This window comes from Moorena sp. SIO2C4, assembly GCF_010672485.1.
Lineage (GTDB): Bacteria > Cyanobacteriota > Cyanobacteriia > Cyanobacteriales > Coleofasciculaceae > Moorena > Moorena producens.
The window spans coordinates 1-13,199 of record NZ_JAAHGN010000078.1; the positions used below are offsets into that span (position 1 = coordinate 1).

Genomic DNA, 13,199 nt, shown 5'->3' on the forward strand with positions numbered 1-13,199 from the left:
TTATATTGCTACCGATACCCTCATATTGCGATCGCGTACTTGGGACCGGCTCAAATTTGAAATCGAATATGCCTTGCAACGAGGCACCACTGCTAATTCTTTTGTCATTAGAGCTGATCAAATCGCCCTATTCGATCCACCAGGAGAATCCTTTACAGAGGTATTTCTCAAAGCATTACAAGAACGCCTTGACCCAAAGCTGATCGATTATGTCATCCTCGGTCACATTAATCCCAATCGCCTGGTTACTCTGAATGCTCTGCTCAAACTTGCTCCTAATATTACCTTTGTTTGTTCCAATCCTGGTGCTAAATCCTTGCGCACTCTGTTTGAGAAACTAGAGGATAAAGCTATTCCAGAACAGGAGCTCAAAATCCTGGTAATGAAAGGGGATGACACTCTCGATTTAGGGAAAGGTCACATCCTAGATTTTATCCCTACCCCTAATCCCCGTTTCCCTGATCAGCTTTGTACCTACGATTCTAAAACTCAAATCCTATTTACAGATAAATTATTTGGTGCTCATGTCTGTGGCGACCAGGTAATGGATGAAGGTTGGAGGGTTTATGACGAAGACCGACGCTATTATTTTGATTGCCTGATGGCACCCCACGCCCGACAGGTGGAAACAGCTTTAGCTAAATTAGATGACTTTGATGCTAAGCTTTATGCTACCGGTCACGGACCTTTGGTGCGCTATGGCTTTCAAGAACTGACTGAATCCTATGGAAAATGGAGTAAGCAACAACAAGCTCAAGAGGCTAATGTTGCCCTAATTTATGCCTCAGCTTACGGCAATACTGGAGCAATTGCCCAAGCGATCGCACGAGGTATCACTAAAGCTGGTGTATCGGTAGAATCCCTTAACTGTGAAGCAGCTGACCCGGAAGAGATTGGCGCTGCTGTGGAGAAAGCAGACGGATTTATCATGGGTTCTCCTACCCTAGGAGGTCACGCACCAACCCAGGTTCAAACCGCTTTGGGTATGGTTTTATCTAGCGCTACTAAAACTAAGCTAGCGGGTGTCTTTGGTTCCTATGGCTGGAGTGGGGAAGCCATAGACCTATTAGAAAGTAAGTTCCGGGATGCGGGTTACAAGTTTGGCTTTGAGACGATTCGGGTCAAATTTAAGCCTACAGACAAAGACCTCAAATACTGTGAAGAAGCCGGTACAGATTTTGCTCAAGCCCTGAAAAAAGCCAAAAAAGCCCGGAAACCCAAGCAACCTGCTGGTGAGTCTTCCGCTGCCCGCACGGAGCAAGCGGTGGGACGGTTGATTGGTTCACTGTGTGTTGTGACTACTAAACAACAAGACCTGACCGGAGCGATGCTAGCTTCCTGGGTATCTCAAGCTACCTTTACGCCTCCAGGGTTAACCGTAGCGGTAGCTAAAGAACGAGCAGTTGAGTCTTTGATGCACACTGGGGATAACTTTGTATTGAATGTGTTAGAAGATGGGAAACATTTACCCTTGATGAAACAGTTTCTTAAACCATTTGGACCTGGTGAAGACCGATTTGGTGGGATAAAGATCGAAGAATCAGAGAATGGTTGTCCAATACTAAGTGATGCCCTAGCTTATTTGGAATGTACTGTAGAAAATCGGATGGAATGTGGTGACCACTGGCTAGTTTATGGGGTAGTTAAAAATGGGAAGGTGCTATCTGATGGAGTAACTGCTCTGCATCATCGTAAGTCGGGAACCTATTATTAATAGGAGATAGTTTTTTGGTTTAAAGGGAACAGGGAACATAACTATATCTGTAAGCTATCAGCTATCAGCGTGTCGCGTATCAGCGTGTCGCGTATCAGCCTTTGGCTGACGGCTGACGGCTGAATGCTTAGCAGCTATCAGCTTTTGAATAAAAGAGGTCAGCATTATTTTAATCTCTATTACGTCGGCACCTCAAGTAGCGTGAGCTTTTAGCTCACGGCTGACGGCTGACGGCTGACCGCTGAATGCTTACCGATGTTTTAACCTTTACTTCGACTGCTATAGACCTAAAAAAAGTGATGCTCAGCAAAGAGTGTCGCTTTTTTTTATTAACCCTCAAACTATACCAGGATCATTATACTTCATAAAAATCTCCCCCGACTCCCGACTCCCTCGGTGCGCTTTCCGTTGGCGAATTAAATTCGCCACGGGTCGCACCGCTCCCGACTCCCGACTTCCAAATCGGACTATTTTTAACTACCTGTTATAATATTGCGGTAGCCAAGGACTAATCACAATGAAGTCTAAACTCAAATATATCCTGCGTTGCACGTTGTGTGGAAAAGACTATGAACCAGACCCTTTCCGCCTTTGCTGTGACGAAGAACATGAGCCATCCCTTCTGCGTGCTGTCTATCCTAACGAAAAGCTAGAAGTCAAAGAGAATCTCCCAGGTTTATTCCGATATATCGATTGGCTACCGGTTGATCGATACTTAGAGACAGAAGGTAAACCGATTACTTATCAAAGCAAAAATCTGGCTCACCATCTCGGATTAGATCATCTTTTCATTTGTTTCAATGGCTACTGGCCAGAGCGAGATGCTGATCTTTCTACTTGTTCGTTTAAAGAATTAGAAGCTTTCCCGATATTAGCTAGAATACCAGAGGATAACCCCAAAACCCTAGTCGTTGCTTCAGCTGGAAATACTGGCCGAGCGTTTGCTACGGTTTGCTCTAAGCTGAAGATTCCCTTTTGCTTGGTCATTCCAGAGCAAAATTTATCCGCCATCTGGTCAAAGGAGCCGTTTGATTCTTGTGTTCGTATGATTGCTGTTGGTGGGAATAGTGACTACTCCGATGCCATTCGGATCGGAAAAATTATCAGTGAATTAGAGGGTTTCTTTCCGGAAGGAGGAGCTAAAAATGTAGCCAGACGGGATGGCATGGGGCTAACCGTTGTGGATGCTACAGTAACCATTGGGGAAATTCCTGATCACTATTTCCAAGCTGTGGGTTCCGGTACTGGTGGGATTTCAGCTTACGAAGCCAATCTCAGATTTTTAGCAGATGGCAGATTTGGCAACAAAAAAATCAAGCTTCACCTCTGTCAAAATATTCCTTTTACCCCCATGACCGATGCCTGGAAAGCAGGTAGTCGAGACATTACTGCTTTGAGCGAAATAGAAGCAAAAAAATCCATTAGTCAGGTTTCTGCAAAGGTACTTACCAACCGAAACCCGGCTTACTCTCTTGCAGGAGGACTTTATGAAGCATTGGCTGATACTGAGGGAGAAATGTATGGTGTGACTAATGACGAATCAGAGAAAGCAAGAATTTTATTTGAAAAATTGGAAGGAATAGATGTTAGTCCTGCTGCCGGTGTTGCTACTGGTGCTTTAATTCAAGCAGTTGAAGCGGGTAAAATAGGGAAAAAGGACACCATTGTGCTCAATATTACTAGTGCAGGCTACAAACGGATGCGCCAAGATTATCCGTTACACTACCTCAAACCTGATTTAGTTTTTAAACCTGAAGAGATTGAGCCGGATATTCTGGAACAGAGAATTACCAGTGTATCATAACGGTTTACCAGTTAAACAGTTCAATATCCATGAAAACCTTATCCACTCTTGCAGTCCATCAACTCAAACCCTTTGGGGTGAAGCTGACGAACGTTGATCTTAATTCCCCAGAACAATGCGATCGCATTCGAGAGCTGCTCTACGAAAATGGGGTAGTGATCATCCCTCCTGACGGAGGCAGTTTCGGTGATCAACCAATCCAAGCTGATGCAAGTCTGTTAAAGTTGGCGGGGCTTTTCGGGAAGATCGAGAACTACCACCCAGTAAACGCACCCAAAGACAGCACTGGCAAGGTGCAAATTCTGGAAACCATGGGTGACACGGGGATTCCAGCGGATTCCTTCCTATTCCACTCAGATATGAGTTGGCGAATGAACCCATCCCGGGCCAGCGTATTATGTGGGTTTATCCTGCCTCCTAACGGTGGTAATACCTGCTTCCAAAATGCTAACCAAATGTACCGCAATCTCTCACCAGAACTAAGGGAGCAGTTGCATGGTATCAGCGCTCTCCACTCTCTCCAGAAGGGTTATGCCCGGGTCAACCGACCGGATGATGTGACTAATGACGTGCAGGCTATTCATCCGGCAGTGATTAAGCATCCCGACACAGGTGTGCCACTGCTCTATCTGAACTCAAATTTCACGGTGTCCTTGGTAGGAATGTCGGAAGAGGAGAGTACGGAACTTTTGAACCGCGTCTTTGAGCAAGCCAACCGTCCAGACCAGGTTCTTTGCCATTCCTGGACTAAGGGGGATGTGGTGATCTGGGACAACTTTGGAGTGCAGCACCTGGCTAGGGCAGACTACCTTGGCCTGCGCCGAATGCACCGGGTGGTGGCCCACGACCCCGATCTGCGGACAGAGCGTTATGTAGGGGAAACAGGGGATGCCAAGGAAACCATATAATATCGAGCACTACCTGAAGCAAGATGACAATCAGGCTGGTTACGGCGACAACAATTCAGACCAGTCAGCGGCCCAATACAACCAAGCACGCAGCCCCTTTGGGGTAAAAGAGATCTTGGGATTTGTCCGGCCAGGAGATATGGTGTTAGACGCTGGCTGCGGCACAGGGCAGCACGCACGATACCTTGCTGAGGTGGCGAGTAAAGTTGTGGGAATTGACACCGATTCCGCGCGGATTGCGATCGCCAAAGAACATTGTCAAGACTTGGACAATGCCAGCTTTGAGGTGGGTTCTGTCACCAAGCTTCCTTTTGAAGACGGTTCCTTTGACCTAGTGCTGTTGGCCCAAGTGCTACACCACCTTGGAGGGGAAGACGTCCATTCAGCATCTTTAACGGAGCAATGTGAGCAGGCGATCGGGGAAGCCAAACGAGTGCTGAAACCTAGTGGACGACTTGTACTTGTCACGACTAGCCGAGAGCAGCGTCGTAAAGCTTACTGGCATTTTAACCTATTTCCAGAATCAGCGTGGGAGCGTCTGGATTCGGTCTGGTCCGTGACCGAGGGTGTTTGGTTCACATCGCTGATGGAGAAAATGGGGTTCACCATGACTGGTAATGTAACCCCAGCGGAATCCCACTGGATTGAAGCCCAGGATGAACAGATGGTGAGGCTTAGCCTCGACCCTGGTTGGCGGTCAACAGATGTGGCATTTGCGTTGCTGACACCTGCTGAAATGAGCCAGTTTGTGGCTCAGGTCGAAGCGGTGCTAGGGGATGGCTCTGCAAAGGAGCTAATCAATGGAGCGATTGCGGGGCGTGCTTCCCATGGGGAGGCTACGGTATATGCCTATGACCTTAAATCTGACCTTTAAAGCCCTGTTGTGATTGTTGATATTTTCCTCAAGGTGGGGAAAATATCATTCAGTCAAGTTATTTTTTAGTTCCTTCGATCATCACACCAACAAAGCCCAAATCATGAGTTTCCATAGAAAATCCTACTGATTCAAGCAATTCCTGAAAATAGCTGAAAGGATAAGCATTAGGAAAATGGGAACCCCGTTCTAAAATCACTTGATTGCCATTGATCCTTTCTACTTTTAAACCGGTTTTAGCATAAAAGCGTAAGCGCTCATCCATGACTTATGGAGCACATTTAAAAGTCGAAATAAATATCTTTTTGTCTACTAATTTTTCGAGATTATCGAAAATAATTTCATGAACTTCTTGAGGAATATTGCCGATGGTATTCCATCCCAGTAAAGCATGAGTAAACCTTTCTTGAACCAGAGTAGGTAAATGTTCCGCTCTTCCGAGAATGACTTTTACATTATCAAAAGTTGCAGTTGATTCTTTAGCTATGTTTACCAGTTGTTCGGCAAAATCAATTCCTGTGATCTTGCCGACAAGGGGGGCAAGATGACGAAGATAACGTCCCTCACCACATCCTACCTCCAGAACACTATCCACCCCTTCAAAGGTTCTCTTGATAAATTCTTCTTCTAACTTCTGATACTCCCTGACTCCTTCCGTCTCATTTTGAGGATCGAGCAAAGTCAATCCGATCCCTTCGTAAAAGTCTTTGCTATCTTTCATGATGTCTTCTATCCTTTAACAGCTTCACCTAGTGTACCAGCATGAAGAGTTTACCAGCATGAATGAAATTATGCAAAAACTTTTCTAGATCGGCTTTTTGCAGTTCAGGGTTAGCCAGCATTAACCGAATCATCACCTGACCTTGATAATAAGCATAGTTGACAAAAGCTGTTCCCGAATGAAATAATCGGTTGTGTATGTCTAGATTCAGCTGGTCTAATCTAGATTATCTTAACTCTGAACTTTAAACCCCTGTTGTGATTGTTGAGAGGATATCTCCCAAGTTTTTTGATACTGAATTTTGCCCCCCTGACCCCCCAACTTTGGGGGGAACAAGAGTCAATTTGCTTCTAAAAGTCCCCCAGAATTGGGGGATTTAGGGGGCTTGGATGTAGCAAATGAGACTTCTCAGACAACCTCTGAGATGTAAGCTAATGCGCTACGCGCACGCTACTTGAAGTGCCGTCAGCTATCAGCTATCAGCTAATGCGCTACGCGCACGCGATCGCGTTCAGCTAGCAGGTGCTTTAACTACACGGGGTCGGATGAATAAAACGAGCAGGGATTTTCAACCAGCCGTACTAGCACTCCCCAGCTTGTTTACTACTTCCCGTTGATTAGCTGACCGCTGACAGCTGATAGCTGTTCGCGCAGCGTGCGCTTCGCGCATTAGCTGACCAGTTAAGTTATTTTTTAGTTCCTTCAATCATCACACCAACCCAGCCCAAATCATGAGTTTCCATAGAAAATCCTGCTGATTCAAGCAATTCCTGGAAATAGCTGAAAGGATAAGCATTAGCATGATGCAATCCCCCTTCTAAAATTACTTGATTGCCATCGATACTTTCTACCTTAAAACCTGTTTTGTCATAATAGCGTAAGCGCTCATCCATTACCTCTTGGTTAGATTTAAACGTAGATATAAATACCTTTTTATCTACTACTTTTGCCAGGTTATCGAAAATAGCTTGATGAAGTTGTTGAGGAATATTTCCAATGGTATTCCATGCCAATAATCCGTAAGTAAACGTTTCTTGAACCAGAGTTGTTAAATGTTCTGCTCTTCCGGCTAAAATGGTGACATTATTAAAGGTAGAAGTGGAGTCTTTAGCTAAGGCTACAAGCTGTTCTGAAAAATCAATTCCTGTAATCTTTCCTACAATAGGGGCAAGCTTACGAACATAACGTCCCTCACCACATCCTACATCCAGAACACTATCTACCCCTTTAAAGGTTCTCAGTATAAAGTCATCCTCTAACTCCATATACTCCCTGATTCCTTCTGTCTGATTTTGAGGCTCCAGAAACTTTAATCCCATCCCTTCGTAAAAGTCTTTGCTATCCTTCATTTTTTTTTCTATCCTTTAACACTTTCAACTAGTTTACCAGCATTAAGTAAATTATGGAAAAACGTTTCTAAATCAGTTTTTTGCAGTTCAGGGTTAGCCAGGATTAACCGAATCATAACCAGACCTTGATAATGAGCATAGTTGACAAAAGCTGTTCCAGAATGAAATAATCGGTTGCGTATGTCTAGATTCAGCTGGTCTAACCCAGTAGCGTCAAGCGGTTCATCTTTGGGGATATAACGGAAACAAATATTCAAAAATTGTGGTTCAGCGATTAATTCTAAATTATCGCAACGGCGGATATACTCGGTGGCATAATTAGCTAGGTCAAATAAATGATTGACCAGCTGATCATAACCTTTTTTACCATAGTATTTCCAACACAGCCATAATTTGAGTGCATCTACTCTCCGACCACATTGTAACGACTTAGTCCCTAAATTGTATAAATCATTTTCATCATCATGGAATAGATAATCCGTACCTCCCCCAGAGCAAGCTTCTGACAATAGTCCTTTTTGTTTCACTAAAATAGCGGAACAAATTAAAGGAACTCCCATTAATTTATGGCCATCCCAAGTAAAGGAATCAACTAACTCACTTCCTGCTAACAAATGCTGGTGTTTTTCACTAAATAAAACCGGCCCACCCCAAGCCGCATCGACATGCAGCCACAAGCCATATTTCCTGGTAATTTCGGCAAGGGTCGGTAAGGGATCGAAGGCTCCTAAAACAGTTGTACCGGCAGTTGCACCCACAAAGAACGGTGTTTTTTCTTCTGACAAGCTCTGTTGAATGGCAGCTTCTAGTGCTGCGGGAATCATTTTGCCATCAACACCAGACTTAACCTTGACTAAATTTTTGATGCCAATCCCTAACAAATTAGCAGCTTTTAAATAGGAATAATGAGCTTGATCGGAAACAAAGGCGACTAACTGATTATTACCCAATCCCTGTAATTTAGCTTCCGGTAAAACTTGATGTCGTCCACAAAGCATTCCGATCAGATTAGCATTACTTCCTCCAGTTACCATCAACCCTTCAGCTTCCTTAAACCCCACTAAACTGGTCAATTTTTTAATCAATTCTATTTCCATCAGGGTGGCTACGGGGGCGACATCATAGGTGTGCATGGTAGTATTCGTGGCACTGGTAACCATCTCGGCTATTATTCCCGGAATACTAGACCCACTAAAAAGTAGATTAAAAAATTGAGTGCTACCGGTTCTAACGCTATAGTTCAGGTAAGATTCTACTATAGGAATTAACGCTTCTAAAGCGACTCCCTCATCGGGTAAGGTTAAATCGAGTTTTTCCTTAAGATCATTAGCGGTTTGATAATTAACGACGTTGGAATCCGGTTCCAAATTACCGTCTAAATAGTTGAGAATTATGGCAAGGGTTTTAGTCAGGGTTGTTTCTTTATGCTTCATAGGGAGTGGGGAGTGGGCAGTAGGGAGTAGTGGTTGTAAAAATTGACTCTATATTTATTATTGATTTTTAATATTAAAAACGCTATAAATGGATATATTATCGACGGTTATACTAGACTTTATTGTAAAAGTAACAAGCGGCCATGATATCATCATATCAGGTTTTTTATATTAAATCAAGCGAAAAAAAAATTAATTATTCTGTAAGGATTTAGCTATCAGCTATCAGCATTCAGCTTTGTGCTAAGGCTCACGGCTGAATGCTTACATAGTATTTTGGTTTATATCATGTCAGGATACCCTTAATTAAAATTTCCCCCATCTCCCCATCTCCCCATCTCCCCATCTCCCCATCTCCCCATCTCGCCATCTCCCCATCTCCCCACCCTGCTACTCCCTACTCCCTAGCTCCTTAAAAACTGCTATAGTTATGACTAACGGTAAGACTTGGTGATAAAAACCCTGGGAGAGGATTTAATGAAACGACAAGTGAGACAACTTACCTTAGGAATGACTCTGATCGCTTTGTTGCTCGGGTCAGTTGCCTGTGAGTCAACCTCCTCTGTAAAAAAAACTAAAGTTCGTTCTGCCCATAGTAACTGGGTCGAGGAACAGTTTCAAACCCAAATCGTCAATATTGGTCTGGAAAAACTTGGTTATGAAATCGAAGAACCGAAAGAAATAACCTATCCGGTTATTTATGTGTCTGTGGCTAATGGCGACCTAGATTATAGTACTATCAACTATGAAATATCACATCTAGAATTCTTTAAAAATGCTGGGGGTACCAAAAAAATAGAGCGAGTTGGAGTTATTACTCCTGATGTGATACAAGGCTATCAAATCGATAAAAAAACGGCTGAGAAATATAACATTACTAACCTGGAACAATTTAAAGATCCAAAGATTGCGAAACTATTTGATACAGACGGCAATGGTAAAGCTAATTTAATCGGTTGTGATCCTGGTTGGTTTTGCGAAGTGATAATCGATCATCACCTCAAAGCTTACGGATTAGAAGATACCGTTGAACACACTAGAGGACAATACATTGTGCTACTCGCCGATCTTATGACTCGCTACAAACAAGGGGAAAGCGTTATTTACTATGCTCAGAATCCTCACTGGATATCTACAATATTAAAACCCGATCAAGATATAATTTGGTTAGAAGTTCCCTTTACCTCTCTTCCTGAATCCCAGAAAGATCTAACTGAAAAAGACACCTCTGTAGACGGAAAAAATCTGGGATTTACTGTCGATCGTCAGCGGATTGTTGCTAACAAGAAATTTTTGGCAGCTAACCCAGTTGCCAAACGTTGGTTTGAACTGGTTCAAATTCCGGTTGAGGACATTAACGTTGAAAGCCTAAAGATCAAAGAGGGTGAGAGCAGTCCAGAAGATATCCGTCGCCATGCTAAAGAGTGGGTTGAGAAGAATCAAGAGTTGTTTGATAACTGGATAGAAGAAGCAAAAAAGGCAGGAGGGGATTCTATTTAAAGTGAAGAGGCAATAGGCAAGAGGGAATAGGGAGTAGGGAATAGGGAGTAGGGAGTAGGGAGTAGGGAGTAGGGAGTAGTGGTTGGGAAAATTGACTCTATATTATTACTAGCAAAAACGCTATAATTGGAGATATTATCGACAGCTATAATAGAATTTATTCTAATACCAACAAGCGGCAATGACATCAATCATAACAGGTTTTTGATATTAAATCAACCAGAAAAAATTTTTAATTATTCTGTAAGGATTCAGCTAATGCGCTACGGGCAAGCTACTTGAGGTGCTTATGCGCTATTGGCAAGCTACGGAACTTTTGAATAAACCAGATAAGCATTCGTTTAATAGTCACGAAAGTCACAGGGTCGAAGCCTGTGCCACAAAGCTGTTCAGCTTTTCCCCAGACTTTCAATTCTCATTAATCTCGAACTATTAAATTATCCCAAATTAAGTTTATTTTAAGCTGACAGCTGACAGCTGACGGCTGAATGCTTACATAGTATTTTGGTTTATATCATCTCAGGATAATTACCCTTAATCAAAATCTCCCCATCTCCCCATCTCTCCATCTCCCCATCTCCCCATCTCCCCATCTCCCCATCTCCCCATCTCCCTACTCCCTACTCCATTAAAAACTGCTATAGTTATGACTAACGGTAAGACTTAGTGATAAAAACCCTAGGAGAGGATTTAATGAAACGACAAGTAAGACAACTGATCAAACAACTTACCTTAGGAATAACTCTGACAGCTTTAATCGGTTTAAGTGCCTGTGAATCAACGTCGTCTGGGAAAACAACTAAAGTTCGCTCTGCCCATAGTAACTGGATCGAGGAACAGTTTCAAACTGAGATAGTCAATATTGGTTTGGAAAAACTTGGTTATGAAATCGAAAAACCCAAGGAAATTGACTATCCTATTATTTATGTGTCTGTGGCTAATGGCGACCTAGATTATAGTACTATCAACTATGAAAAATCACATATAGAATTCTTTGAAAATGCTGGGGGTGGCAAAAAGTTAGAGCGAGTTGGAGTGCTTACTCCTGATGGGGTACAAGGCTATCAGATCGATAAAAAAACGGCTGATAAATATAACATTACTAACCTGCAACAATTTAAAGACCCAAAGATTGCGAAACTATTTGATACAGACGGCAATGGTAAAGCTAATTTAATCGGTTGTAATCCTGGTTGGTTTTGCGAAGTGGTAATCGATCATCACCTCAAAGCTTACGGACTAGAAGATACCGTTGAACACATTAGAGGACAATACATTGTGCTACTGGCCGATGTTATGACTCGCTACAAGCAAGGGGAAAGCATTATGTACTATACTTATCAACCTCACTGGATATCTACAATATTAAAACCCGATCAAGATATAATTTGGTTAGAAGTTCCCTTTACTTCTCTTCCTGAATCCCAGAAAGGTCTAACTGAAAAAGACACCTCTGTAGACGGAAAAAATCTGGGATTTACTGTCGATCGCCAGCGGATTGTTGCTAACAAGAAATTTTTGGCAGCTAACCCGGTTGCGAAGCGCTGGTTTGAACTGGTTCAAATTCCCGCTGAAGACATTAATGTTGAAAGCCTAAAGATCAAAGAGGGTGAGAGCAGTCCAGAAGATATCCGTCGCCATGCTAAAGAATGGGTGGAAAATCGTCAAGAGTTGTTTGATAGCTGGGTAGAAGAGGCAAAAAAGGCAGGAGGAGATTCTATTTAAAGGGAATAGGGAGTAGGGAGTAGGCAGTAGGGAAAAAATTTTTCTATCTCATCGGCATGAGAAAGGTTAAATAAGTTAAATTACATTAACAAAAAAAGCGATCGCATAACTTTAGCGATCGCTTTTTTTGATTACCCCTAAAACTCCCCAAAAAAAAATTTCAAAACCCTTGACAAACTATTTTGTTATCATTATCATAATAATTATAATGATAACGACAAATTCAATCTTTGATTCATGTCAAAAAACCCAAACCTAAAAAAACAACCTGTTGAGCACACTCTAAAAGGCTCTCGTCAAGCAGTAATTCATAGTATGCACATGCTTTATACACTTGGCTATGCCGAGATTTGCGAGTGGAGCCCTCTGGAGCCAACTGGTGTTCCAGACGAAGTGATTACGACAATGATGAAGTATTGGCTGTTGCCATAACACCTTAAAAAATTTCTGGGGGGAAAATCCCCCCAGGGCACAGGCTCCGGTCTGTTCGGGCAGCGTGACCTTTGGCCAATCAAATAAGATCACATCAGGTTAGGTTTGGGATCTGACTGATATCAAAATTTTAATCCACTTACTGTGGCATTTAAAAAGCCGTGGACATTATGTCTACGGCTTTTTTTTGAATATATCTGGGTTGATAATGCGGGTTTATTAAGACTTAAACTTTATCAAGTTATTGCTGATTATTTGAACACTTATAGCATTTCGATTTGAGTTGTGAACATACTACCTTATGGAAATCAAAGAAGTGTGTTTATAACTATATACAAACGCTATATCATCCATTAAACTCCAAAGAGAATCAGTGGTCTAATATCAAAGCCTCTAGGACACCTTTTTCAACCATATCTAGGTTGAGAATGTAATCAATTTTATCAAAGGTATCGCGAAGAGGTCCTTTAGCTGTTTGCCAACCAAAACCATCGGTAATCCAGATAAATTCGTGACCATCTTGTTTCCACTGTAAGAATATCTCGCTGTACTCACCAGCTGTCGATTTTAGTTTAGAGCCACCACCTCTATAAAAGTTTGTTTCGATTAAAGCGATGCAGCGCGGTCTTGGGGGTTTCCCCCATGAGCGACTGCATCAAGACAACCAGTTTCTTAGGAGTATTAATTGCAAAATCAATCGTTTTAGACGCTTTTTTGATGGTAAGGTGTTTACCAAATT

General features: G+C 42.6%; 13 protein-coding genes. 7 read left to right on the forward strand and 6 right to left on the reverse strand.

Annotated features, from left to right (window positions below; all coding sequences use genetic code 11):
• Positions 1–4: 4 nt before the first annotated feature.
• The 4 genes from F6K20_RS06770 (at position 5) to F6K20_RS06785 (ending at position 5,300) form a co-directional block, all read left to right on the forward strand.
• On the forward strand, positions 5–1,714 hold the full coding sequence (locus F6K20_RS06770) for a diflavin flavoprotein (protein ID WP_287294205.1): 1,710 nt from the start codon (positions 5–7) through the stop codon (positions 1,712–1,714).
• 517 nt (positions 1,715–2,231) lie between these two features.
• Positions 2,232–3,518, forward strand: coding sequence for a cysteate synthase (locus F6K20_RS06775; protein WP_287294199.1), 1,287 nt, complete (start codon positions 2,232–2,234; stop codon positions 3,516–3,518).
• 29 nt (positions 3,519–3,547) lie between these two features.
• On the forward strand, positions 3,548–4,426 hold the full coding sequence (locus tag F6K20_RS06780; protein WP_008187906.1) for a TauD/TfdA dioxygenase family protein: 879 nt from the start codon (positions 3,548–3,550) through the stop codon (positions 4,424–4,426).
• A complete protein-coding gene (locus F6K20_RS06785; protein ID WP_008187907.1) occupies positions 4,407–5,300 on the forward strand; it encodes a class I SAM-dependent methyltransferase in 894 nt (297 codons plus the stop codon). Before F6K20_RS06780 ends, F6K20_RS06785 begins: the two co-directional genes overlap by 20 nt.
• A gap of 58 nt (positions 5,301–5,358) precedes the next feature.
• Here F6K20_RS06785 and F6K20_RS06790 read toward each other — a convergent pair whose 3' ends face one another.
• The 4 genes from F6K20_RS06790 to F6K20_RS06805 all read right to left on the reverse strand — a co-directional run bounded on the left by F6K20_RS06790 (position 5,359) and on the right by F6K20_RS06805 (position 8,803).
• The gene (locus F6K20_RS06790; RefSeq protein WP_008187908.1) at positions 5,359–5,565 is read right to left on the reverse strand and encodes a hypothetical protein; all 207 of its coding nucleotides are present in this window, start codon (positions 5,563–5,565) and stop codon (positions 5,359–5,361) included.
• A gap of 3 nt (positions 5,566–5,568) precedes the next feature.
• Positions 5,569–6,021 (reverse strand): class I SAM-dependent methyltransferase, encoded by a 453-nt coding sequence (locus tag F6K20_RS06795; protein ID WP_008187909.1) that lies wholly within the window; start codon positions 6,019–6,021, stop codon positions 5,569–5,571.
• 686 nt (positions 6,022–6,707) lie between these two features.
• Entirely contained in the window at positions 6,708–7,370 is a 663-nt protein-coding gene (locus F6K20_RS06800; protein ID WP_008188438.1) for a class I SAM-dependent methyltransferase, read from the reverse strand.
• A gap of 8 nt (positions 7,371–7,378) precedes the next feature.
• Positions 7,379–8,803, reverse strand: coding sequence for a pyridoxal phosphate-dependent decarboxylase family protein (locus F6K20_RS06805; RefSeq protein WP_008188439.1), 1,425 nt, complete (start codon positions 8,801–8,803; stop codon positions 7,379–7,381).
• A 477-nt stretch (positions 8,804–9,280) separates the two neighbouring features.
• Here F6K20_RS06805 and proX (F6K20_RS06810) point away from each other — a divergent pair, with 477 nt between their 5' ends.
• Positions 9,281–10,303, forward strand: a complete 1,023-nt coding sequence (proX, locus tag F6K20_RS06810; RefSeq protein WP_161603190.1) for a glycine betaine/L-proline ABC transporter substrate-binding protein ProX — start codon at positions 9,281–9,283, stop codon at positions 10,301–10,303.
• Here the strand turns inward: proX (F6K20_RS06810) and F6K20_RS06815 are convergent.
• Positions 10,300–10,491 carry a hypothetical protein gene (locus tag F6K20_RS06815; protein WP_131827173.1) on the reverse strand — a complete coding sequence of 64 codons (192 nt, stop codon included), beginning with the start codon at positions 10,489–10,491 and terminating at the stop codon, positions 10,300–10,302. The two genes, proX (F6K20_RS06810) and F6K20_RS06815, sit on opposite strands and share 4 nt — an antisense overlap.
• Before the next feature lie 505 nt (positions 10,492–10,996).
• Here F6K20_RS06815 and proX (F6K20_RS06820) point away from each other — a divergent pair.
• Positions 10,997–12,028, forward strand: a complete 1,032-nt coding sequence (gene proX, locus F6K20_RS06820; RefSeq protein ID WP_287294201.1) for a glycine betaine/L-proline ABC transporter substrate-binding protein ProX — start codon at positions 10,997–10,999, stop codon at positions 12,026–12,028.
• 237 nt (positions 12,029–12,265) lie between these two features.
• A complete protein-coding gene (locus tag F6K20_RS06825) occupies positions 12,266–12,460 on the forward strand; it encodes a hypothetical protein (RefSeq protein WP_287294203.1) in 195 nt (64 codons plus the stop codon).
• 370 nt (positions 12,461–12,830) lie between these two features.
• Here F6K20_RS06825 and F6K20_RS39835 read toward each other — a convergent pair whose 3' ends face one another.
• Positions 12,831–13,076 (reverse strand): DpnII family type II restriction endonuclease, encoded by a 246-nt coding sequence (locus tag F6K20_RS39835; RefSeq protein ID WP_353736735.1) that lies wholly within the window; start codon positions 13,074–13,076, stop codon positions 12,831–12,833.
• Positions 13,077–13,199: the final 123 nt, after the last annotated feature.

What these genes read in the sequence shown, in the direction of transcription:
- F6K20_RS06775 (WP_287294199.1), top strand. Translation starts at nt 2,232, where the DNA reads ATGAAGTCTAAACTCAAATATATCCTGCGTTGCACGTTGTGTGGAAAA.
- F6K20_RS06780 (WP_008187906.1), top strand. Translation starts at nt 3,548, where the DNA reads ATGAAAACCTTATCCACTCTTGCAGTCCATCAACTCAAACCCTTTGGG.
- F6K20_RS06785 (WP_008187907.1), top strand. Translation starts at nt 4,407, where the DNA reads ATGCCAAGGAAACCATATAATATCGAGCACTACCTGAAGCAAGATGAC.
- F6K20_RS06790 (WP_008187908.1), bottom strand. Translation starts at nt 5,565, where the DNA reads ATGGATGAGCGCTTACGCTTTTATGCTAAAACCGGTTTAAAAGTAGAA.
- F6K20_RS06795 (WP_008187909.1), bottom strand. Translation starts at nt 6,021, where the DNA reads ATGAAAGATAGCAAAGACTTTTACGAAGGGATCGGATTGACTTTGCTC.
- F6K20_RS06800 (WP_008188438.1), bottom strand. Translation starts at nt 7,370, where the DNA reads ATGAAGGATAGCAAAGACTTTTACGAAGGGATGGGATTAAAGTTTCTG.
- F6K20_RS06805 (WP_008188439.1), bottom strand. Translation starts at nt 8,803, where the DNA reads ATGAAGCATAAAGAAACAACCCTGACTAAAACCCTTGCCATAATTCTC.
- proX (WP_161603190.1), top strand. Translation starts at nt 9,281, where the DNA reads ATGAAACGACAAGTGAGACAACTTACCTTAGGAATGACTCTGATCGCT.
- F6K20_RS06815 (WP_131827173.1), bottom strand. Translation starts at nt 10,491, where the DNA reads ATGTCATTGCCGCTTGTTGGTATTAGAATAAATTCTATTATAGCTGTC.
- proX (WP_287294201.1), top strand. Translation starts at nt 10,997, where the DNA reads ATGAAACGACAAGTAAGACAACTGATCAAACAACTTACCTTAGGAATA.
- F6K20_RS06825 (WP_287294203.1), top strand. Translation starts at nt 12,266, where the DNA reads ATGTCAAAAAACCCAAACCTAAAAAAACAACCTGTTGAGCACACTCTA.